Below are 26,090 nucleotides of genomic sequence, written 5' to 3' on the forward strand. Positions count from 1 at the left end.
GCATCGCATCGGCAGCCGTTTGCGCTTGGCGAGCCTGCCGGTCAGGTGTGCGGCGTCGTCTTGCGCGGCAATGCGGCCGATTCGACGGCGATCGCATCCGGCGCGCCCGCCCGCCGCGCGAGATGAATCCCCGCGAGCATGCAGCGCACCGATCCGCCGGCCAGTTCGATCGTCGGCACGTCGAGCGGCAGCAGCCGCGCGGAGCGCTCGATCACCGCACGCTGGTCAGGTGTGAGGCAATCGAACGCACGCCGCGACAGCGCAAGCACGCGCCCGTTGCTTCCCGACAATTCCAGCGTATTGCCCGCGAAGTTCGCGATCTGCAATGCATCGAGCGCGATCACCGTGCGGCCCGTTTCGGTCAGGCGTTGCGCGATCTCGGCGCGACGCCGGCTGTCGGCGATCAGGTCGAGACCGACCATCGCGAACTCGGTCGCGACGCTCATCATCACGTTCGTGTGATAAATCGGCCGCCCATTGGCATCGGCCGTATCGAAGCAGATCGGTTCGAAATTGAAATGCGTGCAGAAGCGTTCGAGCGCGACCGGATCGGCACGGCGCGAACGCGCGGTGTACGCGATCCGCGCGACGTGGTCGAGCACCATCGCGCCGGTGCCTTCGAGGAACACGTCGTCGTATTCGAGGCCCGAGTAGTCGATCACGTCCTGCACGCGGTACTCGGCTTTCAGCATCTCGATCACGTCCGCGCGCCGCTCGCGGCGGCGGTTCGGGCTGTGCATCGGATACAGCGCGACGTGGCCGCCCGGATGCGTCGAGAACCAGTTGTTCGGGAACACGGAGTCGGGCGTGTCGCGCTCGCCGTGGTCGTCGAACACGTGCACGCGCACGCCTGCATCGGCGAGCGTCTGCGCGGCGGCCGTGACTTCGTCGCGTGCGGCGGCGGACACCGACGACGTGTCGGTCGAGCCGCCTTCGGCCGTGCGCTGGAACGCGTTGTCGGCCGCCGTCTGCGGGTTCGGCAGGAAACGGTGCGGCCGGATCATCACGACGGCGGCCGGCGCCTGGATCGATACGAGATTCATGGAAGGCGGGGGCGAAAGGCAACGGGCCGGGCGGCTTGGTACGCGCTGCCCGGGTATCACGATCAGCGCGCGAATGCGGCGACGGCTTCGGTCACGTACGCCGCGTGACCCTGCGCGATCGCGGCCGGGTCGTCGATCAGCGCGAACAGGTTCTTCGGGTCGACGGCGGGCGGAATCAATGCGATCTCGACGCCCGCGTTGTGCCGCTGCGCGAGCGCATACAGGTAGCGCAGCGCCGAGTAATCCTCGAGCGCGAAGCCGACCGAGTCGAACACCGTGACTTCGTCCGCGCGTTCGCGGCCGGTCGTCTCGCGTTGCAGCACACGCCACAGCTCGGTGACGGGGAAGTCGGCCGGCATCTGCTGGATCTCGCCCTCGATGCGCGACTGCGGCTCGAATTCGACGAACACGCGGCCCGCATGCAGCACGCCCGCTTCGAGTTCGGTCTTGCCCGGGCAATCGCCGCCCACGGCGTTCAGGTGCATGCCGGGCTCGATCATGTCGGTGGTGACGATCGTCGCGTACGCCTTGTCGGCGGTGACGGTCGTCACGATGTCGGCGCCGCGCACGGCGTCGGCGGTCGACGCGGCGCGCACGACGCGCAGCGCCGGGTACGCGGCGAGGTTCTGCACGAGCTTGTCGGTCGCGCGTGGATCGACGTCGAACACGCGGATTTCGTCGATGCCGAGCAGCGTGTGGAATGCGATCGCCTGGAATTCGCTCTGCGCGCCGTTGCCGATCAGCGCCATCGTGCGCGCGTCGGGGCGGGCGAGGGCTTGCGCGGCGAGCACCGACGTGGCGGCCGTGCGCAGCGCGGTGGTCAGCGTGAGTTCGGCGAGCAGCAGCGGGTAGCCGGTATCGACTTCGGCGAGCGCGCCGAACGCCATCACGGTGTGCATCCCGCGCGCGGCGTTGACGGGGTGGCCGTTCACATACTTGAACGCGAACAGCGACGCGTTCGCGACGGGCATCAGTTCGATCACGCCGTCGCGCGAGTGGCACGCGACGCGCGGTGACTTGTCGAAGTCGGCCCACTGCAGGTAGTCGGCGCGCAGCGTGTCGACGAGCTCGCGGAGGAACGTCGTGACGCCGGTCCTGGCGATCAGTCGGGCGGTGGCGGGAACGTCGAGGAAGCGGGTCATCAGTGTGTCTCCTGTCGACCCGAGTCGGCGCTTGAGCGCTTACTCGGGTCCCATGCCTTGTGCGGTCGACCCGAGCTGGCGCTTGAGCGCTTGCTCGGGTCCCATGCCTTGTGCGGTCGATCCGAGTTGGCGCTTTAGCGCTTGCTCGAGTCGCATGCCTTTTGCGGTCGACTCGAGTTGGCGCTTTAGCGCCCACTCGAGTCCCCTGCTTTAAATACTCGGTGCCGGTCCGGGTGTCCCTGGCGTTCCGGTCGACCGGGCGGTGCATCGGTGCGCGTCCCGGCCTCCTGGAAAGCGGCGGCATGTCCCGCCGGTCCATAGCGTCATTATTTCCGCGAGTCGAGCCAACAAAAAGGCGGCAAAAGTGGCAGATTTATCGATAGACTAGTCAAAATGCTGGCCGAATTTGTCAATTTGATCAATTCCCACTGCTCGGAACGTGCCGCTCCCGGCACGCTGGCAGCTGGTTTGCGTTTATCAACAAGGAAGCGCCACACATGATCACGCTCGACGACGTTGACCGGCAGCTCATCGCGCTGCTGCGCGACAACGCGCGACTGCCCGTCGTCGCGCTGGCGAAGGAATTGCGCGTCGCGCGCGCGACCGTGCAGAACCGGCTGACGCGGCTGGAGAAGAACGGCGTGATCGTCGGCTATACGGTGCGGCTCAAGCCGGCGGCGGAACGGCACCGGATCCGCGCGCTGATGTCGATCGCCGTGCAGGGCAATCGCGGCGCGGAAGTGGTGAAGGTGCTGCGCGGGCATCCGAACGTCGCGTCGATCCACAGCACCAACGGGCGCTGGGATCTCGTCGCCGAGTTGCATGCCGATTCGCTCGAGCACTTCGATCGGGTGCTCGGCGCGATCCGGCTGATCGACGGGATCGCGAATACCGAGACAAGTATTTTGCTGTCAACGCACAAGGCGTGACGCGGGTATCCCGGCGAGGCCGCGGCGGTCGTACAAAAGGGCGTGCCCCTGCGAAGTTCGCGGCCGGGCGTCGTTTCCGTGGCGATCGCAGCCATCGCATACACGGCGTTTACCCGGGCCCCATTCCCTCGGAATACAAGCCAGTCAATTTCCGGAGAATGGGAATCGTTTCATCCGCCTGGAGCGTGGAATGCGCGGCGTACCGTCCGGCAACCGGGGTCTTCAACCCTTCCGGTTTTCCATTTGGCTAGTTTCTCGGGAATTACACTAATCCGCGTTACAAAGTCAAAACTTTGATCCGCTTCGACAGGTTTGGCATGCTAATCTGAATCGGCAATAAAAAAAACGCAATAAATGACGGGGTCAATAAGATGACACAGGCCACACAGGATGCCGGGAGGCGGGGAGAATGTGCGCAAGGTGCCCGGATGCCGCATGCCGCGGACGCGGAAGGGGCGTCGGAGCCAATCAATCTGGTCGAACTCGGCGCTCGCGTGTGTTCGGTGACCGCGCTGGGCATATTTGCGTATCTGGCTTATCTACCGTGGCGCCAGAATCCCGGCCGGATCACGTTGATCCTGCTGCTGGTCTCCGCGGCATTGACCGTTGGATTGTCAGCATTCGCGAAATTGCCGAAGCGGCGCGACTGGCATCCGGTCGCGGTATGCTTTTCCCTTGGCGGCTCGTTCTACTGCCTCGCCTATCAACTGGACGCCAGTACTCAACTGATTCCTGAATGGGCCGGCGGAGCCGTGCAATTGTGCGGGATTGCGTGCCAGCTGTTCGCGAAACTGTCACTGGGGCGTTCGTTCGGTCTGCTGCCCGCCAATCGCGGGGTCGTTTCGGTCGGCGCGTACCGGTTCGTGCGTCACCCGATCTATGCCGCCTACTTGTTGTCCGAAATCGGTTTCGTGCTCGCCAACTACAGCGCACGAAACGTGTTCATGATCACCAGCTGGATGCTGCTGCAGATCGGGCGGATCAGTCTGGAAGAAAGAGTGTTGTCGGAAGATGCGGATTATCGCGCGTACAAGGAGAAGGTGCGGTACCGGCTGATTCCGGGCGTGTTTTGACGCGAAGGCCGGGCGCCCGCCATGCGCGTCGCCGATGCGCACATGGGCGCGGCGTGCCACGCCGCGATCAGGTCGATCCCGTGTAAAGGCGCAGGTACCGCCACATGGTCAGGCGCTGGCCGCCGGCTCCGGAAACACCGGCTCGCCCAGCGTCAGCATCAACCGGTTCGCCCACGCGAAGATCGCGACCGCGTGCGACAGGTCGAGCATCTCCTCATGCGTCAACCCTTCGGTTTCCAGCGCTGCAATATCGCTCGCGTCGACCGTATCGGGCCGCTCCGTCAGCGCGATCGCATAGCGGACGATCGCGCGTTCGCGCGCCGTCGTGCCGGCCGTCGCCGGATCGTCGAACACCTGCTCGATCGCGTCGGTGCGTTTCGCGAGCTGCGTGAAGCGCTGAGCATGCACGGACGCGCAGTACACGCAGCCGTTCACGCGCGACACGGCCGTGCTCGCCAGCTCGCGCTCCGCGCGCGACAGCCCGCCGGGGCCGTACATGATCGCGTTGAATACGCCGGAACGCTGCCGCAGGATCTCGGGAAGATGGACGAGCAGCAGGTAATAGTCGGACGTCTTCGCTTGCGGGTGGCTCGCTTCGAGCACGGCGAGCTGATCGGGCGTCGCGGCATCGAGCGACACGGTGTCGAGCCAGGCACGCCAGCCGAGCGTGTCGGACGTGAAGCCGTGCGTGGCCGTCGTCATGCAGCCTCCCTGGTGACGTGTGCCTGAAGCGCTCGCGCGGCAACGGCAACCCGCAACTGATACGCGACGAACGCCACGAGCTGCGACAGCGCGACGATCGCGGGCGTCGTGAGTCCGGCCGACTTCAGCGCGTCGAGGTCGGACGGGCGCGCATCGACGGGGGCGCGCGTCAGCAGGCGCGCATGCGCAAGGATCGCGCCGAGGCGGCGGGGCAATGCGTCGAATGCATCGGCGTCCGCACGTGCGATATCGTCGGGCGTGCCGCCTGCGTCGATCAGTCGTGCGCGATAAGTGTCGGCCAATGCCCGCGCATTCGATGTGTGTGCGACATACCGTGCCGCGTGCAGTCTTTCGATCAATGCAAGATCGGGCAACGCGGGATCGAACAGCGCAGCTTCGCTCAGCCGCGTATGAAGCAGCACCTTGTCGCGCGCGTGGCGCAGCGCGGCGACGGCGTCGCCGGCGCGCAGGCCGGCGATCGCGTCGATCGTGTCCGGCGCGGCGGCCGGCGAGATGGATTCAGTCATCGTTTCGGGTTCCCTTCGTCGTCAATGTGATCGATGGACGCGCGCTCACGCGTCGGTGTCGCGCCATTCGTCGCCTTGCAGTTCTGCGTTCGCGTACGCGACGAGCGCGTCGTAGTGACGGTCGCGGTCCGCGTCGAACAGGCGGCTCGCAATCCCGCGTGCGAGCCGCCTGGCGCCCGCGCTGATGGCCGGGATATCGCCGGACAGCTTGCCGTGGCTCAGGCTCGCCGCATGGTTGAAGCAGTGGATTCGCGTGATGGCTGCGCATGCGCCGGGCTCGCGCTCCTGGAACGCGAACGCGGGGCCGAGATCGGGCGACTCGGCGAGCTCGTCGAGCCACATGCCCGGCTCCGGTCGATAGCGATCCTTCCAGCGCCGGACCTGCGCGCCGAACGACGCGAATTCCGCGCGCGTCGTCCAGTCCGAATGAAAGCCGGTCGCGAAGATCAGGAAGTCGACCGTGTAGTGGCCGCGCGGCGTCGTCACGTCGAGCCCGTCCGCGTGTTCCGCGAGCGTCTCGATCGGGCTGCCCGCATGAAAATGCGCATGCTCGTGACGCGACACGCGCAGCACGCTGTCGCGCGGCGGCGGCGTCTGCGACGTCAGCGCGTAATGCATGAAGCGCCACTTCGTCGCATCGTCGAGATCGGCGTAACCGTGCACGAGGCCCGGGCTGCCGATGCCCGTCAGCTTGTTGATGCGCGGAATGTCCGTGCGGCGAAAGAACAGGTCGACGCGCGCGGCGCCGGCCTCGAGCGCGGTGCCCGCATTGTCGAACGCGGATGCGCCCGCACCGACCACGCCGATGCGCTTGCCCGCGAGCGCCGCGAAATCGATCGGCTCCGACGAATGGGCCCAGCGCGCGCGCGGCGCGCGTTGCGCGACGGGCGGTACGTACGGTCCGCCGAGCCCGTCGCGGCCGGTGGCGAGTACCACGTGCCGCGCCAGCAGCGTTCGGGCTTCGCCGTTGCCGTGCAAGTCGAGCGCGAGCAGGCCGTCGTCGCGCGGGCGCAGCGCGACGAGCATGGTGTCGTTGCGCACCTGCAGGCCGAGCACGCGCCGGTACCAGCGCAGGTAGTCCATCCATTGCGTGCGGGGAATCTTGTAGAGCGCGTCCCACGCGTCGCGGCCGTATTGCGCTTCGAACCAGGCACGGAACGTCAGCGCGGGCAGCCCGAGCGCGGGGCCCGCGAGCTGCTTCGGCGAGCGCAGCGTGTCCATCCGCGCGAACGTGACCCACGGGCCTTCGTAGCCGGCCGGCGCGCGGTCGATCACGCACTGGTTGTCGATGCCGAGCAGGCGCAGTTCGGCGGAGGCCGCGAGCCCGGCCATGCCGCCGCCGACGATCGCGACGTCGAGCACGCGTGTGCCGTCGGCCTCGCGCGGCGGCACCCACGACGGCGCGGGCAGGTCGAGCCAGCGCAGGTCCTGCGCGAGCCGGGCTTCGAGCGCGTGGAGTGCATCGGGCTGTGTCGTCATGCGGCCTCCGGGCGGGTACGGCGTGCACGCGTCGCGCGGGCGGCACCGCGCGGCGCGCGCTCGGCACGCAGCCGGTCGCCGCGCAGCAACGCATCGTGCGCGGCGGCGTCGTGAAAGATCACGTCGTCGAGCAGCGCGCGCGTCGTGCGGTGCAGTGCGTCGAGCAGCGCATCGACGGCGGACGTGCGGGCCTTGCCGGCCGGCGTCGCGACACCGAACGCGAACGGGATGTCGACGTCGAGCGGGCGTGCGACGACGCCGTCCACCGGTAGCGCCACACCTGTCGCCGGATCGACGATGCCGATCCCGATGCCCGCACGCGCGGCCATCACCGCATTCAGCGACGCGTTGGTTTCGAGGAATACGCGTGCGTCGACCCGCGCGGCCGCGAATGCCGCATCGATCCGCTGGCGCAACCGGTGCCGGTTCGCGACCGTCACGATGCGGCGGCGTGCGAGATCGCGCAGCGCGATGCGAGGCTGCGCCGCGAGCGGGTCGCCGGCAGGCAGCACGGCAACGCACGGCGTCTGCGCGATCCAGTGCACGTCGAGCCCCGCGTGCGCCATCGGCAGCGTGACGACGCCGACATCGGCCGTGCCGGCCAGCACCTCGTGCACGACATGCTCGGCCGATTCGCTGCGCAACTGGTAGTGGGGCGCCTGCGCGCCGTCGGGCAGTGCGGCGAGCGCGGCCGGCACGAGCGTGGCCGCGAGCGAAGGCGTTGCCGCGATGCGTACGGGTTCGGCGGTTTCATCGCCGAGCGCCCGTGCACGCGCCTCGATCGCACGCAGGCCGACCAGCGAACGTTCGACTTCCTCGTAGAGCAGGAACGCGCGCCGCGTCGGCGTGACGCGCGGGCCGTGCCGGTCGAACAGCGGGTAGCCGAGATCGGCTTCGAGCTCCTGGATCTGCCGCGTGACGGCCGGCTGCGAACGGCCGAGCAGTTCGCCCGCGCCGGTCACGCTGCCGGCCGACATGACGGCGGAAAAGGCTTCGAGTTGATGCAGCTCCATGACACCTTCCGATGATGCGATTTGCGCATTGTAGGAGTGTGAGCATGCGTGATTCATATAATCATTCTTGCTATCGACAGCGCGAAAACTGCGAAAGGCCGGATCGTTGCGATCGCCGGTGGTGCGTGCGCGTGCTTCGGCTGCGACGGGTGACGAGAACGAAACGCCAATCGAATCAACGTGATGCGATGCGTGCCGACGCATCGGGCGATGCGGGGCATGCAGGCGGGCGTTCGCGAGCACCCACCCGTTCGCGCCGCGCACGATATCGATATGCGCAAAACTTCGTTGGATCGTCCTGAACCGGATGGTTACATGCCCTCACTCTTTTCGACTGACTGAAGCTGGGGGACGCATGAACGTTTCGGGGAACGACGCGCGCGGTGCATGGCGGCGCGTGCTGGGCACGGTGGCGGCGCTCGCTGCCGCATGGGGCTTGTCGACGGGCGGCGCGCTCGCGGCGGGCGTGTCGGGCGAGCCGGTGGTGATCGGCGTGAGCGGCCCGCTCACGGGCCAGGACGCGCAGTACGGCGAACAATGGAAGCGCGGCTTCGATCTCGCGCTCGACGAGATCAACGGCAGCGGCGGCATTCACGGCCGGCCGCTCGCAGTCGACTTCCAGGACAGCCGCAGCGACCCGCGCCAGGCCGTGGCGATCGCGCAGAAGTTCGTTGCCGATCCGCGCATCGCGATCGAGCTGGGCGACTTCTCCAGCGCGACGTCGATGGCCGCGTCGCCGATCTACCAGCGCGGGCAGCTGATCCAGTTCGGCTTCACGAACTCGCATCCGGATTTCACGAAGGGCGGCGACTATCTGTGGAGCACCGCGCTGAGCCAGGCCGAGGAGCAGCCGCTGCTCGCGCGCTACGCGGTGAAGGAACTCGGCTTCAAGCGGATCGCGGTGCTGTACCTGAACACCGACTGGGGCCGTACCAGCAAGGACATCTTCGCGAAGGCTGTGGCCGGGCTCGGCGCGCAGGTCGTCGCGGCCGAAGGCTATCAGCCGACGGAGAAGGATTTCCGCTCGACGCTCGTGCGGATCGGCGCATCGAAACCCGATTCGATCGTGCTGATCTCGTACTACGCGGACGGCGCGCAGATCGTGCGTCAGGCGCGCACGTCCGGCGTCACGCTGCCGATCGCGGCAGTCGGCTCCGTGTATTCGCCGAAGTTCCTTGAGCTGGGCGGCGCGGCCGTCGACGGCGTCTATACGGAATCGAACTTCTTCCCGGCCGAGCCGCGCCCCGAGGTGCAGGCGTTCGTGCAGCGCTATCGCGCGAAATTCCATGCCGATCCCGATTCGTTCGTGGCGCGCGCATACGACGCGCTGATCCTGTCGGCCGAGGTGCTGCGTCGCTACGGCACGACGCGCCAGGCCGCGCACGACGGCTTCGCGAAAATCAGCGACGTGCCGAGCGTGATCTTCGGCAAGGTGCGCTTCGATCCGCAGACGCGCCGCGTCGCGGGCGCACGCACCGTCTATCTCGTCGTGAAGCAGGGCCAGTGGGCGCTGTGGGACGGCGCGAAACCGCAGCTCGCGGCGCGCTGATTCGGAACCCGGACGCATCGTGATGGCTTCCTGGCTCGACTACACGCTCAACGGCCTCATCGTCGGCAACATCTACGCGCTGCTCGCGGTCGGGCTCGCGCTGATCTTCGGCGTGTCGCACCTGATCAACTTCGCGCACGGCTCGGTCTACATGGCCGGTGCGTTCATCGGCTGGCTGTGCCTGACGCGCTTCGGGCTGCCGCTGCCGGTCGCGCTCGCCGCGGTCGTGGTCGGCTGCGGCGCGCTCGGCGTCGCAATCGAGCGGATCGGGCTGCGGCCGCTGCGCCACGCGGCGCGCATCGCACCGCTGCTCGCGACGATCGGCATCAGCTTCATCCTCGACCAGCTTGCGCAGCTCGCATTCGGCGCGGACCCGCGCGCGGTGCCGACGCCGCTGCCGGACTGGCATCTGCGGATCGCCGGCGCGACGCTCGGCTCGCTCGACCTGCTGATCGCGGGCATCGGCATCGCGGCGGCCGCGCTGCTGTACGGCTTCCTGCGCTTCACGCGGCTCGGCTGGGCCGTGCGTGCGACCGCGCAGGATCGCGACGCGGCGCTGCAGATGGGGGTCGACGTCGACCGCGTGAACCAGGCCGTGTTCGCGATTGCGTGCGCGCTCGGCGGCGTGAGCGGGCTGCTGGTCGGCATGTACTACAACAGCATCGATCCGGCGATGGGCTTCCAGGCGACGCTGAAGGGCGTGGTCGCACTGCTGATCGGCGGGCTCGGCAACGTGCCGGGCGCGATCGCGGGCAGCCTGCTGCTCGGCCTCGTCGAAAGCTACGGCGTCGCGCTGTTCGGCACCAGCTATCGCGACCTGTTCGCGTTCGGGCTGCTGATCGTGTTCCTCGTATGGCGGCCGAACGGGCTGTTCAGTGCGAACCGCGCGCTGCCGCCCGAGCCGATGACGGGCACCTTCCTCGCGGCCGCGAAGGCCGTGCGCGTGCCGCGCCCGTTGCTCGTCGTGCTGATCGCACTGGCGGTCGTGCTGCCGTGGCTCGGCGCGTCGCCGTACGTGCTGCAGACGCTGACCAACGCGTGGCTGTACGGGCTGCTCGCGCTGAGCCTCACGCTCGTCGCGGGCACGGTCGGGCAGATCTCGCTCGGTCACGCGGCGCTGCTCGTGATCGGCGCGTATGCGTCGGCGCTGCTGTCGTCGGATCTCGGCTGGTCGCCGGCCGTGACGATCCCGTGCGCGGGCGTCATCACGGCCGTGCTCGGCACGCTGCTCGTCTATCCGGCATTCCGGCTGCGCGGGCACTACGTGTCGATCGCGACGCTCGGCATCGGCGAAGTGGTGAGCCTCGTGATCCTGAACTGGGACGGCCTCACGCGCGGCCCGCTCGGCATCGCCGGCATCGCACCGCTGCCGTGGGCGACGACCGCGCGTGCCGCGTACTGGTTCACGTTCGCGGTGCTCGTCGGGTTCGCGCTCGTGCAGGTGCGGCTGCTGCGCTCGCATCTCGGCCGCACGCTGCGCGCGGTGCGCGAGGACGACGTCGCCGCGCGTGCGCATGGTATCGCGCCGAACCGCTACAAGGCGATCGCGTTCGCGGTCGGCGGCGTCGCGGCCGGCGTGAGCGGCGGGATCGCCGCGCATCTGTACAGCTACATCAATCACCAGACCTTCGATTCGCAGGTGTCGATCCTCGCGCTGACGATGGTGATCCTCGGCGGGCTCGGCAACGTGCTCGGCGGCATCGCCGGCGCGATCGCGCTGATCGGGCTGCCCGAGCTGTTCCGCTGGGCGGCCGACTACCGGATGCTGATCTACGGCCTCGTGCTGCTGCTGCTCGTCCGGTTCCGGCCGCAGGGCCTGCTCGGCACGGTGTAAGGAGGAACACGATGACCACCCATCGACCCCTGCTCGACGTGCAGGGCCTGACGCGCCGCTTCGACGGCGTGACCGCGCTCGACGGCGCGAGCCTGTCACTCGCCGACGGCGAACTGCTGAGCGTGATCGGGCCGAACGGCGCGGGCAAGTCGACGCTGTTCAACCTGATCGCGGGTGCCGACCGGCCCGATGCCGGCCGCGTGACGTTCGACGGCCGCGACATCACGGGCACGGCGCCCGAACGCCTGGCGGCGCTCGGCATCGCGCGCACGTTCCAACACGGCCGCGTGTTCGGCAACCTGAGCGTGCTCGACAACGTGCTGATCGGCGCGCATGCGCGGCTGCGCGCGGCGCGGCCGGGCTGGCCCGCGCTCGGCGCGGCGGCCGAGGTGCTGCGCGCGCTCGTGCGGCCTGCGGCCGTGCGACGCGAGGAAGCCGCGCTGCGCGACGAGGCGCGCGCGATCGTCGCCGGGTTCGGCGAGCGGCTCACGCCGCGCATCGATCATCCGGCGCACAGCCTGTCGTATGCGAACCGGCGGCGCGTGGAGATCGGCCGCGCGCTCGCGCTGCATCCGCGCCTGCTGCTGCTCGACGAACCGACGGCCGGGATGAACGAGACGGAGACGGCCGAGATGCTGCAACTGATCCAGTCGCTGAAGGCGCGCGGCCTGACGATCCTGCTGATCGAACACAAGCTCGAACTCGTGATGCGCGTGTCCGATCGCGTGATGGTGCTCGACAACGGCGTGAAGATCGCCGAAGGCGCGCCGCGCGACGTGCGGCACGATCCGCGCGTGATCGAGGCGTACCTCGGCCGCCGCCATGCGGGCGGTGCGCCGGCTGACCGCGCGGCGCAGGCGGCCGCATGACCGCACTTTCTTCAGGGCTCCACACGACCATGACCGACGCGCTGCTGACACTCGAACACCTCGACACGTTCTACGGGCCGGTGCAGGTGCATTTCGACGTGAACTTCGAGGTTGGCCGCGGGCAGATCGTCAGCTTGCTCGGCGGCAACGCGAGCGGCAAGTCGACGACGATGAAACTGATTCTCGGGCTGATGCGGCCGCGCCGCGGCGTCGTGCGTTTCGACGGCGACGACGTCACGGCGGTCGCGACGCCGCAGCGCGTGCGCCGCGGAATCGCGGCCGTGCCCGAGGCGCGGCGGCTGTTCGGCGACATGAGCGTGCGCGAGAACCTGCTGATGGGCGCGTACACGCGCGGCGACCGCACGGCGGTGGCGGAAGACTACGAACGCGTGCTCGACCTGTTTCCACGGGTGCGCGAGCGGCTGACGCAGCGAGCGGGCACGCTGTCGGGCGGCGAGCAGCAGATGCTCGCGATGGCGCGGGCGCTGATGGCGCGACCGAAGCTGATCTGCATGGACGAGCCGACGATGGGGCTGTCGCCGCTGTACGTCGACAAGGTGCTCGAACTGATCGATGCGATCAACCGGCAGGGCGTGACCGTGTTCATGGTCGAGCAGAACGCGAGCCTCGCGCTGGAGATCGCGCATTACGGGTACGTGTTGCAGACGGGGCGCGTCGTGCTCGAAGGGCCCGCGAAGACGCTGCTCGACGACGAGCGCGTGCGCGATGCGTATCTCGGCGGGGAGGCCGCAGCGGCGTAGTGGGTGTGACGTTTCCTATATTCGGCGTAAATTGACGTTCTCCTGAACTCGAACGCCACGGGGGCTACCGCGCCATGTTGACTTATTCCATTCAGAAGGTCGGCTACGATTTCGAGCAACTCGATCCGCAGGGGGCGACGGATTACCCGTCGTTCATGCAGGCATTCGATGCATTCCCGTGGGCGGCGCAGCATGCCGAATGGGACGATACGCAGGAAGGCCCGTTGCCGGCCCTCGTGCTGCAGCATGCCGACGATCAGCGGGAATTGTGGGTGACCGCGTTGAGCGATGCGCATGCGGGCGGCTTCCAGCTGAATGCCGTTTCCATGCGGATGAAAAAGGGGCTGTTCGGGATCGGCAAGGGCAAGCTGGAGCGGCATGTCGACACGATCGACGTCGACGCGCGCGCGGACGTCGATACGTTGTGCCGGCTGTTTTGCGATCGTCAGTACGACGAGCTGGACCGGGTGGTCGCGCGGCACGTGGAGCGCAACCGCTTCGATGACGACAGCAACGATTGAACGCCTGCTGCGCAGGTCCGCAGGCTCATGCCATTTCCGCGCCGATTCCCGTCGCGCGCGGAAACGTCAACACCACCGCGAACCCGCCCGCATCGGGGAACGCAAACCCGACGCGCCCGCCGTGCGCCTTCATCACTTCCTGCACGATCGCCAGCCCGAGGCCCGACCCGGTGCGCCGTTCGCTGCCGTCCGGTGCGATCCGCACGAACGGCTGCAGCGCGGCATCCCAGTGCTCGCGCGGAATCCCGCGACCGTTGTCGGTGACGGTCAGCGTCACGGCATCGCCGGCGTTGCCCTGCGTCGCGACCGAGACGACGATGTCGTCCGCGTGACCGTGCAGCAACGCGTTGTGCAACACGTTCGACAGCGCTTCCTGCAGGCTGATCGCGTCGCCGTCGATCCAGGCGAGCGGCGCGTCGCTTGCGAACGCGACGGCCACGTCGCGCTCGCCCGCGAGCGGAATCGTGCGGCCGAGCACGACCTTCGCGAGCGCGACGAGTTCGACGGGTTGCAGCGGCACGGCCTCGGTGCGATGGATCACCATCGCGTGGTTGAGCAGCTGGCCGGTAAGCCGCCCGACATCCGAGCAGGTCGCGCGCAACGCGTCGAGCCGCGCCGCGTGACGCGCGGGATCGGCTTCGCCGTCGAGCAGCTCGATCTGCGCGTCGAGCCGCGCGAGCGGCGTGCGCATCTGGTGCGCGGCATCCGCGATGAAGCGCTGCATCGCATTGATGCGCTCGGCCAGGCGGCGCATCAGCCCGTTGATCGCCCCGATGATCGCGTCGATCTCGCTCGGCGTATCGACGGCCACCGGCCGCAGGTCGGCCGGGTCGCGCGCGGCGATGATCGCGCCGATCTGCGCGAGCGGGCGCAGGCCGCGCCGGATCGCGAGGCCGCTCGCACCGATCGCGAGCACGCTCATCAGCAGGATCAGCGTCCAGACCTTGATGCTCATGTCGTTCGTGAGCTGCTGGCGCGCGTTGGTGGTTTGCGCAACGGTCACGAGCGCCCAGCCCGGCGTGCTTTCCTCGGGCATGTAGCGTGCGATGGTCGCGGTGCGGATCCGGTGGCCCTGGTACATGCCGTTCGCGAACGCGGGGCCCTGTTTCGCGGCGGCGAGCGTCGCGGGGCTCGCGAGATCGTTGTAGCCGGCCACGACGATGCCGCGCGAATCGACCACCTTGTAGTAGACGAGGTCGTAGCGCGACAGCGTCGACAGCGCGGCCACCGGCGGATTCAGTGCGAGCACGCCGCCTTGTACGTAGAGGTTTTCCGCGACCTGGATCGATGCGCCCGCCAGCAACTGGTCGTACGCGCGTTCGGCCGCGACGCCCGCGTAGTAGCGCGCGATCGCCGCGAGCGCGAGCGCGCCGGTCGCGACGACGAGCGCGATGAACAGCAGCGTGCGCCCGAACAGCGTCTTCGGGAACCAGTCAATGCGCCGCAATCTGGTACCCCATCCCGCGCGCGGTACGGATCTCGACCGAGCTGCCCTGCAGCTTCTTGCGCACGCGTGTCACGTACTGCTCGACCGCGTTCGCGGTCGGCTCGTTGCCGAAGCTGAACAGCTGGTTCAGCAGTTCGTCCTTCGAGAAGATCCGCTGCGGGCGGCTCGCGAGAATTTCGAGCAGCGCGAATTCCTGGCGTGACAGCGACAGCGGCTGGCCGTCGAGTTCCGCGAGGCGGCTGCTGCGGTCGATCACGAGGCCGCCGAGTGTCAGCACGTCGTTCGCATGGCCGCTGTTGCGGCGCAGGAGCGCCTGCACGCGGGCATCGAGCTCGCGATAATCGAACGGTTTCACCAGGTAGTCGTCGGCGCCGAGGCCGAGGCCGCTCACGCGGTCGTCGATCGCCGAGCGCGCGGTGACGAGCAGCACCGGCGTCGTGCTGCCCGATGCGCGCAGGTGGCGCAGCACCGTGAAGCCGTCCATGCCGGGCAGGTTCGCGTCGAGCACGACGAGATCGAAGCGCTCGACGCGCAGCAGCCCGTGTGCGGTCGCGCCGTCGGTTTCGAGATCGACGGCATGGCCGAGCCGCGCCAGGCGGCTGCGGATCGCCGCGCCGATTTCGGCATCGTCCTCCACGACGAGAATGCGCATGGTGCCGTTTCGCAGGTGGGTGGGTTAGGGGTTTTCCCGGGGCCGGGATGTCAGCATTTTCTCAGACTCGGTCGATAACCTGTGTCGAGCCGGAAGAAGCTCGCAAGGACGGCATTAATACCAGAAATATTCAAGGAGACGGCAACATGCAGCATGTCATGGGCACGACGAACGCGCGGCGTGGCGCGACGCTGGCCTTCGCGTGGCCGTTTGCCGCCCGCCGCACGGCGGCGCGCGCATGACGACGTTACCGCGCCGCCGCGCGTTGATCGCCGCCGGGCTCGGCGTGCTGGCCGCGCCGGCGCTCGTGCGCGCGAAGCCGCGCACGGTGCGGATTTCCAAAGGCTATGGCGTGCTGTACCTGCCGCTGCTCGTGATGGAGAAGCAGCGGCTGTTCGAGCGGCACGCGGCGCGCCACGGCGTGCGCGACGTCGCGGTCGACTGGGTGCTGCTCGATGGCGGCAATTCCGTCAACGACGCGATGATGGCCGGCACGCTCGATTTCGCGGGCGCCGGCGCGCCGGGTTTCATCGAGCTGTGGGCGCGGGCGCGCGGCATTCCGAACGTCGAGGTGATCGGCATCAGCGGGCTTTCGGCCACGTCGCTGTCGCTGAACGCGAACCGGCCGGGCCTGACGTCGCTGCGCGACTTCACGCCGTCCGACCGGATCGCGGTGCCGGGCATCCGCACGTCGCTGTCGGCGGTCGTGCTGCAGATGGTCGCGAGCCGGCAACTCGGCCCGAAGCATTTCGCGCAGCTTGATTCGATCACCGTGAACCTGCCGCATCCGCAGGCGATGCAGGCGCTGATCCGCCGCGAGAACGGCGTCACCGCGCACTTCACGTCGCCGCCGTTCTCGACGCTCGAGCTGCGGCAGCCGGGCATTCACCGCGTTGTGAATTCGGTCGACGTGCTCGGGCCGATGACGCTCGACGTCGTGTTCGCGCCGAAGCGGCTCGTCGATACGGCGCCCGAGCTGGCCAGCGCGTTTCTCGGCGCGCTCGACGAAGCGAACCGCCTGATCGCGCAGGACCCGCGCGCGGCGGCCGCGCTCTATGCGGCATCGTCGGGCGTCGGCGTGTCGCACGACGACGTGATGCGGATGCTCGCCGCGCCGGACACGCGCTTCTCGGTGCTGCCGAACCAGCTGATGGACTACGTCGAATTCCTGTACCTGGCCGGCACGATCAAGGCCAAGCCGCGCGCGTGGCACGAGATGTTCGCGCCGATGCTCGACGACTACCGGTCGGGCTGATGCCGCCGCTTACTTTCATCGAAACCCGTCGCGCCCGTGCAAGCGTCGCGGGCGGCGCCGATTCAACCGATATACAACCGATTCACGCAAGGAGCCTGAAGTGAACGCTACCGACACCCTGGACCCCGCGTCCGCCGAAGAACAGCGCATCATGTCGAAGCTGGCGCGGCGCCTGATGCCCATCCTCGTCGTGATGTTCCTGATCGCGTTCATCGACCGGCAGAACGTCGGTTTCGCGAAGCTGCAGATGGTGCACAGCCTCGGGATGACGGAAGCCGCATTCGGGCTCGCGTCGTCGCTGTTCTTCATCGGCTACCTGCTGTTCGAGGTGCCGAGCACGCTCGCGCTGCATCGTTACGGCGCGCGCGTGTGGCTGGCGCGGATCATGCTGACGTGGGGGCTCATCACGGTGCTGATGGGCTTCACGACGTCGATGCCCGCGTTCTGCGCGCTGCGTTTCGTGCTCGGTATCGCCGAAGCCGGCTTCTATCCGGGCGTGATCTACTACCTGACGCTGTGGTTTCCGCAGAGCTATCGCGCGAAGGTGCTCGGCATCTTTACGCTCGGCAGCGCGCTCGCGAACATGCTCGGCTCGCTGGTCGGCGGCGTGCTGCTGAGCCTGAACGGCGTGTGGGGGCTCGCGGGCTGGCAGTGGGTGTTCGTGGCGACGGGCATCCCGGCGGTGATCGTCGCGATCGTCGTGTTCCGCGTGCTGCCCGCATCGGTGCGCGACGCGCGTTTCCTCGACGAGCGCGAGAAGCAGATCGTCGAGGCCGCGCTCGAACGCGAGAAGCCCGCGAAGGCCGAGCACGGCCAGCCGTGGAAGGCGCTGCTCGATCCGCGCGTGATGCTGTTCGCGGCGACCTACATGCTGATGTCGACGTCGCTGTACGGCGTGACGTACTGGCTGCCGACGCTCGTGAAGTCGTTCGGCGTGTCGAGTAGCACGAACGGCTTCCTGAGCATGCTGCCGTGGGCGCTCGCCGTGCTGCTGCTGCTGTGGCTGCCGGCGAAGCTGCGCCGCGCGAAGAGCATCCTGCGCACGATCGCGATCGTCGCGGCGCTTGGCGCGCTCGGCTTCCTGCTGAGCCTCGTGTTGCCGTCGACGCCGCTGCGCTTCATCGCACTGGTGCTCGGCGGCGCATGCATCCCGCTGCTGTATCCGTGCTTCTGGTCGATGCCGCCGCGCTACTTCACCGGCGCACGGGCGGCGGCGAGCGTCGCGGCGATCAACTCGATCGGCAACCTCGGCGGCTTCTTCAGCCAGAACCTGATGCCGTTTGCCGGCAAGGTGACGGGCACCGCGTTCGGGCCGATGATCGTGCCGATCGTGTGTCTCGCGCTGCTCGGGATCGGCGCGCTGGTCGCGTGGACGCGGTCGGAGCGGGGGATGGTGGCGGCGCGGGCGTGACGGCGTGCGGCGTCACCGCATCGTCACGTGGTTCCCTACGACCCTGAAGTTGGTCGATACGTGCGCGTTGTTCGACAGCAGGTACTTGAGCGCGTCGATGTCCGGCGCGGTCGTGGAGAAGCGGTTCCCGCCGTCGAACATGAAGTCCCACGTGACGATGCCGCGACCGTATTCGGGCATGTCCACGCGGATCTCCTTCAGCGACGCAAGCGGATACGCGCGCTCGTGCCAGTCGAACAGGTGCCGCACGTAGAGATGATCGGGCGTGACGATTTCGTAGCGCCGCAGGAACGGTATCGCGACGACGAAGAGCACGACAGTCGTGATCAGCCACGATCGGACCGCACGCCACACGACGGCCCGTGACGCACGGCCGCGCGGCTTGGTGCGGTAGCGCCGGTATGCGGACGGTACGATCAGCCAGACGGCGAACCACCAGGCGATCGCGATGAACCCGAGCGGCACGTTCATGAACGGCACCGAAAACGCGCCGACGAAGCTCGTCGGAAAATCCAGGAGCCGTGCGGTCGACACGAACCCGAGCCCGATGTAGCTGCCGGCCGGATGCGGGATGAACACGGCCGTCGTCAGGGCCTGCAGCGCGAGCAGGACGGGCCAGCACAGCAGCGATACGGCAAGCCAGCCGGCTGGCACCGCACAGGAGATGAGGACGTAGCTGCGGAGTGTTTTCATCGTGGCGAAGGGGAATGCGATCGGCTGGCGCATGGGCGCGCAAGGATGCGGGACGGTGATGGCGAAGGATTGTAGCGCCACGCCGTCGCCGTCACCGCGCGTAGCGCGCAGGGATGGGCGGGTGGGCAGGGGTATTTCACAAGCCGAGGGTGCGAACGACTGACGCTTCACGATCCTGGCCGCCCGCCATCGACGCGAAGACGATTACCACGGACGACCGGCCGGCGGCCGGGCATCGCGTCGTCCCGCCGACGCGCGCGGCCCCCCAACCCCGCCATGTGCGACCGTCGCCTGCGCAGGCGACAGCGGAATCTCCACCTCGACCGTCGTCCCCTCGCCGAGCGTCGTCGTGATCCGCAGCGTGCCGCCGACGAGGTACGCGCGCTCGCGTAACCCCACCAGCCCGAACGATCCCGACTTGCGTGGCACGCCGGGATCGAATCCCGCGCCGTCGTCGCGAATCGTCAGCGCGATCGCATCGTCCGCGTACACGAGGTCGATGTCCGCATGCGACGCGGCCGCGTGCCGCGCGATGTTCGCGAGCGCTTCCTGCGCGATGCGGAACACGGCCGTCGCATACGGTTCGTCGAGCTGCAGCTCGGGCGGATCGACGTGCAGCTCGCATGCAATCCCGTGACGCTGCCGGAAATCCTCCGCGAGCCATTGCATCGCGGCGGCGAAGCCGAGATCGTCGAGCATCAGCGGGCGCAGGTCCGATGCGATGCGCCGCGTCGCGGCCACCGCGCCGCGTGCCATCGTGTGCATCGCCGCGATCTTGCGCGCCAGCGGCGCGTCGTCCTGCGGCACTTGGTTGATCAGCCATTCGAGCTCATTCTTCAGCGTCGCGAGCGTCTGCGCGAGTTCGTCGTGCAGCTCGCGCGCAATGCGGCGCTGCTCGGCTTCGCGCGCGGTCGCGCTGATCGCGGCGATCTCGCGCAGTTCCTCGCGCGACGCCTGCAGCGCACGCTCCGCGCGCACGCGCTCCTCGACCTCGCGCCGCAGGTCGCGGTTCGATGCGCTCAGTTGCGCGGTACGCGCGGCCACGCGCTGTTCGAGCCGCTCGTTCGCGTCGTTCAGCTGCGCGCTCTTCTGCGCGACGAGCAGATGATGGTGGCGCGCGCCGGCCAGCGCGCGCACCGTCTGCGCATGCAGCCGGCCGTTCTCGAACAGCATCGCGAACAGTACGACACTGGACGCGACGAGGCCGTACGCGCGCCCCGCGTAGAAGCCGAGGTCGTAGCGCCCGTGATTGAGCATCGACGACAGCGCGATATCGAACAGCCACGCGACGAGCACCGTCATCACCCACAGGTCGAGCACGGAATGGCGCCGCCGCCGCTGCCACATCAGCATCAGCGCCACCAGGTTCAGCCCCCAGACGATCGTGATCGCGTTCGTCATCGGCGCGGCCATCCGGTTGCCGTTCATGATGCGCGGCAGCAGGTCGTGGCCGGCCGTCGCGAGCAGCGCGAGCGCGACCGTCGCGCCGGCCGCGGCCGCGATGCACAGCACGATGGGAATCGCCGCGCGGCGCTGCGGGGCCGGGATCGGGCCGGCCGCGCGCGACGTCGCGCGCAGCAGCGCGTACGCGGCGACCGCCAGCGGAAAGCCGCTGTGCCAGAACAGGTACAGCCAGGCGGTGGTCTGGTCGCGGGCGCCGAGCAGGCCGGTCGGCGCGAACAGCCCGGGAAAGGTCAGCATGTGGGTGCCCGCCATGAAGCCCGTGAACAGGTAGCCGCCCGCGAGCACGAGCAGCGGTTTCTCGCGCAGGATTGCGTACTGGCCGAGCAGGAGGCCGGCCGTCGTCATGTCGTTGACGACGATCGCCGACTGGTACACGGGGATGAACGCCCAGCCCGGCGCAAGCGGCCTGCCCGCGAACGGCGCGAGCGCGGCGAAGATCACGGCGGATACGAGCACGGTCGCGAGCGCGAGCCGCCGTTCGCGCCGGCCCGGCGGCAGCGACGACATGAACCGGCGCGACGCGTCCGGGTCGTCGTCGTCCGGGAGCAAGGGCGGGACGGGGACGGCGGCCGTCATGCGTCGCCGCCGGGGTCGAGGTCGTGGCGCACCGCGTAGCGGACCAGCGCGGCTTCGTGCGGCAGGTCCATCTTCTCGAGGATCCGTGTCTTGTACGTGCTGACCGTCTTCGCGCTCAGCGTCAGTTCGGTCGCGATCTGCGTGACGGTCTGGCCCGCGACGATGCGGCGCATCACGTCGAGCTCGCGCGCGGACAGCCGCTCGTGCGGCAGCGTCGCGGCCGGCGTGCGCAGCGTGAGCGCGAGGCTTTCGGCCGCCGACGGGCTCACGTAGACGCCGCCCGCCGCGACCTTGCCGACCGCCTCGACGAGCTCGGCGGCCGCGCTGTCCTTCGTCAGGTAGCCGGTTGCGCCGGCCTTGAACGCGCGCGCCGCGTACTGCGCCTCCGCATGCATCGTCAGCACGAGCGTGCGCAGCGACGGCGCTTGGCACTTCACCAGCCGGATCAACTCGATGCCGGTCGGCGCGGGCATCGATAGGTCGAGCAGCAGCACGTCGGCGTCGCCGCGCTCGACCAGCGCAAGCGTGGCCGAGCCGTCGCTTGCCTCGCCGACGATCTCGAAACCGCCGGCCCTTTCCAGGATGTAACGCAGTCCGTCCCGCATGACTGCGTGATCGTCAGCCAGAATTACCCTGATCATCTAGCGATCCTCTTCGGGATGACGCAGCGCACTGCTGTCAGGTGGTCGCCGCGGCTGTTCTTCTGATCAATATATTCCGCCGAATCCGAAAACGGTACACATCCGGGAAATTTTCGAGATAGACGATCGCGGATCGTGCACTGAAGCGAAATAATCGCGGGGAAAAGGTATGCGCCGGAGCGGGTATGAATCAGGGTATTCCCTGGTGGTTGCGGCGGCTGGAACAGGCGGGCACCGCGTGTCGCGAACCGTCCCGATTCGGGACTAAACTGGTGCCCGATGCCATCCCGCCACCTGAGGAGCCACGTGATGATCGATCTTGCCGATATCCTGCCGTCCGCGCTGCCCGCCGCCGTCGCATGGGCCGAAGCCGAAGCGGCGCGCGGGATCGCGCAGGGCGCGCCGCTGACGCCGGCGCAAGCCGACGATGCGCGCACGGTGGGCGTCGCGCAGCCGGAGCGTGTCCGCGTGGTGATCGTCGATCGGATGCCGTTCCCCGAGGTACCGTCGCTGGCCGCGATCGCCCGCGACTCGGGGCTGCTGTCGCCGGGGACGATCGGGCTCACGCTCGGTCATGCGGTGTACGTGCTGCGCGGGCAGGACACGCGCCGCCTGCTGACCCACGAATTCCGCCACGTGCATCAGTACGAGGCCGCCGGCTCGATCGGCGCGTTTCTCGCGCGCTATCTGCAGGAGATCGCGACGGTCGGCTACCACGACGCGCCGCTCGAGGCCGACGCGCGGCAGCACGAGTTCGATTGATCCGTCACGCCGGCGCGACCGCGCACACCTCCCGATGAACGTTCCCCCTGCCAGCGCCGGCCCGGTGTTCGCACGCCGGGTGGCCCCACCGAGGCGCGCGCGATGAGCGACACGATCCACGCGTGGATCGGCGCGATCGGCGCGCATCCGCTGCTCGTGCTCGCGATCGTGTTCGTGGCGGCCTGCGCCGAGTCGATCGCACTGATCGGCACGGTCGTGCCGGCCGGCGCCGTGATGTTCGCAGCCGGTGCGCTGATCGGTGCGGGCGCGCTCGACGGCTGGACGACCATCGGTGTCGCGGCGGTCGGCGCCGTGATCGGCGACGGGATCAGCTACGAACTCGGGCGGCGCTACCGCGGCGTGATCCGCCATGCGTGGACGCGCTTCGGCTATGCGGCCGCCTACGCGCGCGGCGAGGAGTTCGTGCTGCGTCACGGCATGAAGAGCATCGTGCTCGCGCGTTTTCTTGCGCCGGTGCGCGCGGTCGTGCCGGTCGTCGTCGGCTGCGCGACGCTGCCGCGCCGGTCGTTCTATCCGGTCAACGTCATCTCGGCGCTCATCTGGGCGCCCGTGCACGTTGCGCCGGGCATCCTGTTCGGGGCGTCGGCCGCGCTGGCCGCGGCGATCAGCGTGCGGGTCGCCGTGATCCTGCTGGTCGTCGCGGCGCTGGTCGCACTCGTGTGGATCGGCGTGCGCGTCGCATTGCAGCGCGGCTGGCCGCTGCTGCGCCGTGCGCTCGTCGAAGGCGTGCACGCCTGCGCGCGCCGCTGGCCGCGGTTCGGCGCGCGGCTGCACGACGCGATCGCATACGTGCGCGGCCTGCCGGGCGCGGTGCCGGTGCTCGCGCTGCTGTTCGTCGGCTGCGTGTGGCTGTTCGCGGGCCTCGTGCAGGATGTCGTCGCGAACGATCCGCTGATGCACGCGGACATCGCGCTGTATGCGTTCCTGCAGAACCTGCGCACGCCACCGGTGGACGCCACGATGCGCGCGCTGGCCGTCCTGCACGGGCACGATACGGGGCTGATCGTTGCGGCCGCGTTTCTCGTCTGGCTGATGATCCATCGCTGCTGGCTGACGGCCGCGTGGTGGCTCGTGACGGTCGGCGTTGCCGTCGTGCTCGTGCCGGTGTTCGGCGCGGGGATACCCGGCGCGACGCCCGCGAGCCTGCCGCCCGGCGCGCTGCACGTGCCGCTGCCCGATGCCGACGCGGCATTCGCGATTCTCGCGAGCAGCGGCCTCGGCTGGGTACTGACGCGCGACCGGCCCGCGCGATGGCGGATCCCGGTCGTGACGGCGGTGGTGCTGTGGATCGTGCTCGGCGGCTTCGCGCGGCTGTATGTCGGCGACACGTGGCTGTCGGGCCTGCTGGGCGGCTGGAGCCTCGGGCTCGCCTGGTTCGCGCTGCTGGCCGGTGCCTATGCGTACTGGCGCGTGCGCGAGCACGTGCAGCCGAGGGGCGCGCTCGTCGCGGTGACGGTGGTGCTCGCGACGGCCGGCGTATGGACGGTGCCTGCGCAATGGCAGCTCGACCGTGCGTCGCGCCCGCATGCCGGCGACGTGGTTGCGATGACCGTCGACCAGTGGCTGCGCGGCGGGTGGCTGCGCGTGCCGATGCGGCGCACCGAGATCGGCGGCGACCGCGAGGAATATCTGCCGCTGCAATGGAGCGCGACGTCGGACACGCTCGACCGGCATCTCGCGCAGGCCGGCTGGCAGCGCGCGACGCCGTGGTCGCCGGCTACCGCGCTGCGCTGGCTGTTGCCGCAGGCGCCGGCCGATGCGCTGCCGGTGCTGCCGCGCTACACGCATGGCGAAAGCACGCGCCGCGTGTTCGTCCGTGTCGATCCGGGGCAGCCGGAAAGCCGCCTCGTGTTGCGGCTGTGGCGTTATCCGTACGTGCTGCAGGACGCGCTCGGCACGCGGCCGCTGTGGTACGGCGCGCTGTATCGCGAGACGCTGCGCCGGCCGGCGCGGCTGATGACGATCGTGCGCTCGACGACGATCGACGATGCGGCGACGATTGCGCAGGCGCTGTCGATCGAGCCGACGATCGAGCGTCCGCCGGCGGGGATGACGAACGCGCCGGTGGCGATGCTGCTGGTGTGGATGGTTCGGCCGTGAGGGCGCAGGCGGGTGGTGTGCCGCTTACGTGTGTGCAGGCTGCGCGGGGACGACGGACAGGCGCAGGCCGACCGTCTTGAGTACCGCGAGCAGGGTTTTCAGCGTCGGGTTGCCGTTGGGCGACAGCGTGCGATACAGCGATTCGCGGCTGATGCCGGCTTCGGCCGCGACGGCGCCGAGCCCGCCGTACGCTTCCGCGACCGTGCGTAGCGCGAGCAGGCCGGCCGCGCGGTTGTCGGGATCGTCGAGCGATTCCATTGCGACGCGCAGATAGGCCACCGCGAGTTCGCGATCGGCGCCGAGTTCGGCGACTTCCGCATCATGGTGCGATACCGCGCCTTTGAGTGTGGTCACATTTGCCTCCGTTTCCAGTTCGACCAGTGTTCCTTTGCGCGCCTGATGTCGTCGGCTTGACTGCTCTTGTTGCCACCGGACAGCAGCAGTACCAGTGCGCCGCCGTGCCGGCCGAAGTACACGCGATAGCCGGCGCCGACATGGATGCGCAGTTCGATCACGCCTTCGCCGACAGGCTCGCAATCGCCGAAGTTGCCCGTCTGCACGCGGCGCAGGCGTTCGCGAATCCGCGCCTGGGCGAGTTTGTCGCGCACGGCGTTCAGCCATTCGGTGAAAGGCTCGCGACCGTCGTCGCGCTGATAGCGAAGCAGTTCGAACTTGGATAGCATTGTAACTTAAAAGCTACAGATGAGGTGGAGGGAACGAGGCGACCATGCGGCCGGCAACAGGTGGTGTGAACGGGGTGCGATGCACGCCTGCCGGTCGTCGGATCGAGACGGCGTGCAACGCAACGGCGCCGCGGCCGGAGCGCATGCAGCGCCTTCATGGTTCGGGGTTTCAGGCAGCGAAGCCGGCTTCCCGGACGACGATCATTCTTTCATCCGGTGCGTACGGTGGCGATTCGGCCGAATGGCCGGTGTCGATGGCGCGAAGACGAGGCACGCGCCGGGTGTGGGGTGTCGGGAGGGAGTGACGTGAACGGCAAACCTGCCGGCGCCGGCGCGTCGTGCGCGTTGCATGCCGGCAGGTCTTCCCGCATTACTGCTTCGCCGGCGCGGCCGTCGCGACCTTGTCGAGCGCGGCCGGGATGTACGTGTCGAGCTGCGCGGTCACCGATTCGTAGAAATCGATCGGCTTGCCCCATGCGTCGGGCACGTCGACGTGCTTCCCGGACGCATACTCGGCAAGCGTGAACACCTTGCCGGCCGCCGACGGATAGAGCGCGAGCACCTTCTCCTTGTGCTTGTCGGTCATCGTCAGGATCACGTCGGAATGCTTGACGTCGTTCGCGTTCAGTTGCACCGAACGGTGCGCGGACGTGTCGATACCGCGGCGCTTCATCAGGATCACGCCGTTTTCTTCAGGCTTTTCGTCGTACGGATCCTCGTCGACCGCGCGTGAAATCACCGCGACATGCGCGTGGCGCTGTGCGATCAACTGGCCGGCGATCGCTTCGGCCATCACGCTGCGCCCGGTGTTGCCGGTGTCGACGAACGCCACCTTCTTCGGCTCGTCGGCGAATGCCGAAGTCGCGCACTGGATGCCGACGCAACAGAGCAGCGCCAGCGTGTTGAGGGTGTGCCTTCTTTTCATGATGTCTCCGCGACGGTG

The 26,090-nt window shown here is 68.6% G+C and carries 26 protein-coding genes; 12 read left to right on the top strand and 14 right to left on the bottom strand.

Features of this window, described 5'->3' with window-relative positions; translation table 11 throughout:
* Positions 1-41: 41 nt before the first annotated feature.
* A complete protein-coding gene (ctlX, locus tag LGN17_RS33985; protein WP_226201214.1) occupies positions 42-1,043 on the bottom strand; it encodes a citrulline utilization hydrolase CtlX in 1,002 nt (333 codons plus the stop codon).
* A gap of 62 nt (positions 1,044-1,105) precedes the next feature.
* Positions 1,106-2,185: an ornithine cyclodeaminase gene (locus tag LGN17_RS33990; RefSeq protein WP_226201215.1), complete on the bottom strand. Its 1,080-nt coding sequence runs from the start codon at positions 2,183-2,185 to the stop codon at positions 1,106-1,108.
* 497 nt (positions 2,186-2,682) lie between these two features.
* Between LGN17_RS33990 and LGN17_RS33995 the strand changes: the two genes are divergently transcribed.
* Together LGN17_RS33995 and LGN17_RS34000 are read left to right on the top strand one after the other, a co-directional pair.
* Positions 2,683-3,114 carry an Lrp/AsnC family transcriptional regulator gene (locus LGN17_RS33995; protein ID WP_006479718.1) on the top strand — a complete coding sequence of 144 codons (432 nt, stop codon included), beginning with the start codon at positions 2,683-2,685 and terminating at the stop codon, positions 3,112-3,114.
* 371 nt (positions 3,115-3,485) lie between these two features.
* Entirely contained in the window at positions 3,486-4,187 is a 702-nt protein-coding gene (locus LGN17_RS34000) for a methyltransferase family protein (protein ID WP_413227065.1), read from the top strand.
* Between the two features lie 108 nt (positions 4,188-4,295).
* Here LGN17_RS34000 and LGN17_RS34005 read toward each other — a convergent pair whose 3' ends face one another.
* From LGN17_RS34005 to LGN17_RS34020, 4 genes are read right to left on the bottom strand one after another with little or no spacing between them, the layout of a single operon-like run.
* Positions 4,296-4,889, bottom strand: coding sequence for a peroxidase-related enzyme (locus tag LGN17_RS34005; RefSeq protein ID WP_226201217.1), 594 nt, complete (start codon positions 4,887-4,889; stop codon positions 4,296-4,298).
* A complete protein-coding gene (locus tag LGN17_RS34010) occupies positions 4,886-5,416 on the bottom strand; it encodes a CMD domain-containing protein (RefSeq protein ID WP_226201218.1) in 531 nt (176 codons plus the stop codon). The genes LGN17_RS34005 and LGN17_RS34010 overlap by 4 nt, the downstream gene beginning before the upstream one ends.
* Positions 5,417-5,461: 45 nt before the next feature.
* The gene (locus LGN17_RS34015; RefSeq protein ID WP_226201219.1) at positions 5,462-6,895 is read right to left on the bottom strand and encodes an NAD(P)-binding domain-containing protein; all 1,434 of its coding nucleotides are present in this window, start codon (positions 6,893-6,895) and stop codon (positions 5,462-5,464) included.
* Complete coding sequence (locus tag LGN17_RS34020) at positions 6,892-7,908, bottom strand: LysR family transcriptional regulator (protein WP_226201220.1); 1,017 nt, start codon at positions 7,906-7,908, stop codon at positions 6,892-6,894. The genes LGN17_RS34015 and LGN17_RS34020 overlap by 4 nt, the downstream gene beginning before the upstream one ends.
* Before the next feature lie 355 nt (positions 7,909-8,263).
* Between LGN17_RS34020 and LGN17_RS34025 the strand changes: the two genes are divergently transcribed.
* The 5 genes from LGN17_RS34025 (at position 8,264) to LGN17_RS34045 (ending at position 13,442) form a co-directional block, all read left to right on the top strand.
* A complete protein-coding gene (locus tag LGN17_RS34025; protein ID WP_011356128.1) occupies positions 8,264-9,457 on the top strand; it encodes an ABC transporter substrate-binding protein in 1,194 nt (397 codons plus the stop codon).
* A 22-nt stretch (positions 9,458-9,479) separates the two neighbouring features.
* Positions 9,480-11,291 carry an ABC transporter permease gene (locus LGN17_RS34030; protein WP_226201221.1) on the top strand — a complete coding sequence of 604 codons (1,812 nt, stop codon included), beginning with the start codon at positions 9,480-9,482 and terminating at the stop codon, positions 11,289-11,291.
* Positions 11,292-11,302: 11 nt separating this feature from the next.
* Positions 11,303-12,160: an ABC transporter ATP-binding protein gene (locus tag LGN17_RS34035; RefSeq protein ID WP_226201222.1), complete on the top strand. Its 858-nt coding sequence runs from the start codon at positions 11,303-11,305 to the stop codon at positions 12,158-12,160.
* Positions 12,157-12,921, top strand: coding sequence for an ABC transporter ATP-binding protein (locus LGN17_RS34040; protein ID WP_226201223.1), 765 nt, complete (start codon positions 12,157-12,159; stop codon positions 12,919-12,921). Before LGN17_RS34035 ends, LGN17_RS34040 begins: the two co-directional genes overlap by 4 nt.
* Positions 12,922-12,995: 74 nt before the next feature.
* A complete protein-coding gene (locus LGN17_RS34045; RefSeq protein WP_226201224.1) occupies positions 12,996-13,442 on the top strand; it encodes a hypothetical protein in 447 nt (148 codons plus the stop codon).
* A gap of 25 nt (positions 13,443-13,467) precedes the next feature.
* Here LGN17_RS34045 and LGN17_RS34050 read toward each other — a convergent pair whose 3' ends face one another.
* Together LGN17_RS34050 and LGN17_RS34055 are read right to left on the bottom strand one after the other, a co-directional pair.
* Positions 13,468-14,889, bottom strand: coding sequence for a sensor histidine kinase (locus LGN17_RS34050; protein ID WP_226201225.1), 1,422 nt, complete (start codon positions 14,887-14,889; stop codon positions 13,468-13,470).
* Complete coding sequence (locus tag LGN17_RS34055) at positions 14,876-15,541, bottom strand: response regulator transcription factor (RefSeq protein ID WP_174944973.1); 666 nt, start codon at positions 15,539-15,541, stop codon at positions 14,876-14,878. Before LGN17_RS34055 ends, LGN17_RS34050 begins: the two co-directional genes overlap by 14 nt.
* Positions 15,542-15,588: 47 nt before the next feature.
* Between LGN17_RS34055 and LGN17_RS34060 the strand changes: the two genes are divergently transcribed.
* The 3 genes from LGN17_RS34060 to LGN17_RS34070 all read left to right on the top strand — a co-directional run bounded on the left by LGN17_RS34060 (position 15,589) and on the right by LGN17_RS34070 (position 18,207).
* Positions 15,589-15,783 (top strand): hypothetical protein, encoded by a 195-nt coding sequence (locus tag LGN17_RS34060; protein WP_226201226.1) that lies wholly within the window; start codon positions 15,589-15,591, stop codon positions 15,781-15,783.
* Positions 15,780-16,796 (top strand): ABC transporter substrate-binding protein, encoded by a 1,017-nt coding sequence (locus LGN17_RS34065; RefSeq protein ID WP_226201227.1) that lies wholly within the window; start codon positions 15,780-15,782, stop codon positions 16,794-16,796. Before LGN17_RS34060 ends, LGN17_RS34065 begins: the two co-directional genes overlap by 4 nt.
* A gap of 100 nt (positions 16,797-16,896) precedes the next feature.
* Complete coding sequence (locus LGN17_RS34070) at positions 16,897-18,207, top strand: MFS transporter (RefSeq protein WP_175954233.1); 1,311 nt, start codon at positions 16,897-16,899, stop codon at positions 18,205-18,207.
* A 12-nt stretch (positions 18,208-18,219) separates the two neighbouring features.
* Here LGN17_RS34070 and LGN17_RS34075 read toward each other — a convergent pair whose 3' ends face one another.
* The 3 genes from LGN17_RS34075 to LGN17_RS34085 all read right to left on the bottom strand — a co-directional run bounded on the left by LGN17_RS34075 (position 18,220) and on the right by LGN17_RS34085 (position 21,581).
* Positions 18,220-18,900, bottom strand: a complete 681-nt coding sequence (locus LGN17_RS34075; RefSeq protein WP_226201228.1) for a hypothetical protein — start codon at positions 18,898-18,900, stop codon at positions 18,220-18,222.
* A 204-nt stretch (positions 18,901-19,104) separates the two neighbouring features.
* Positions 19,105-20,940: a sensor histidine kinase gene (locus tag LGN17_RS34080; RefSeq protein WP_226201229.1), complete on the bottom strand. Its 1,836-nt coding sequence runs from the start codon at positions 20,938-20,940 to the stop codon at positions 19,105-19,107.
* Positions 20,937-21,581 (bottom strand): response regulator transcription factor, encoded by a 645-nt coding sequence (locus LGN17_RS34085; protein WP_226201230.1) that lies wholly within the window; start codon positions 21,579-21,581, stop codon positions 20,937-20,939. Before LGN17_RS34085 ends, LGN17_RS34080 begins: the two co-directional genes overlap by 4 nt.
* A 309-nt stretch (positions 21,582-21,890) precedes the next feature.
* Between LGN17_RS34085 and LGN17_RS34090 the strand changes: the two genes are divergently transcribed.
* Both LGN17_RS34090 and LGN17_RS34095 read left to right on the top strand, forming a co-directional pair.
* Positions 21,891-22,343, top strand: a complete 453-nt coding sequence (locus LGN17_RS34090) for a hypothetical protein (RefSeq protein WP_226201231.1) — start codon at positions 21,891-21,893, stop codon at positions 22,341-22,343.
* Positions 22,344-22,445: 102 nt separating this feature from the next.
* Positions 22,446-24,464, top strand: a complete 2,019-nt coding sequence (locus LGN17_RS34095) for a VTT domain-containing protein (RefSeq protein ID WP_226201232.1) — start codon at positions 22,446-22,448, stop codon at positions 24,462-24,464.
* A 24-nt stretch (positions 24,465-24,488) separates the two neighbouring features.
* Here the strand turns inward: LGN17_RS34095 and LGN17_RS34100 are convergent, their stop codons facing one another.
* From LGN17_RS34100 to LGN17_RS34110, 3 genes are all read right to left on the bottom strand, one after another.
* Positions 24,489-24,818 (bottom strand): DNA-binding protein, encoded by a 330-nt coding sequence (locus tag LGN17_RS34100; protein WP_175954220.1) that lies wholly within the window; start codon positions 24,816-24,818, stop codon positions 24,489-24,491.
* Complete coding sequence (locus LGN17_RS34105) at positions 24,815-25,147, bottom strand: type II toxin-antitoxin system RelE/ParE family toxin (RefSeq protein ID WP_226201233.1); 333 nt, start codon at positions 25,145-25,147, stop codon at positions 24,815-24,817. The genes LGN17_RS34100 and LGN17_RS34105 overlap by 4 nt, the downstream gene beginning before the upstream one ends.
* A 370-nt stretch (positions 25,148-25,517) precedes the next feature.
* The gene (locus LGN17_RS34110) at positions 25,518-26,072 is read right to left on the bottom strand and encodes a protein tyrosine phosphatase (protein WP_226201234.1); all 555 of its coding nucleotides are present in this window, start codon (positions 26,070-26,072) and stop codon (positions 25,518-25,520) included.
* Positions 26,073-26,090 lie beyond the last annotated feature (18 nt).

The organism is Burkholderia sp. AU30280 (assembly GCF_020420125.1).
Lineage (GTDB): Bacteria > Pseudomonadota > Gammaproteobacteria > Burkholderiales > Burkholderiaceae > Burkholderia.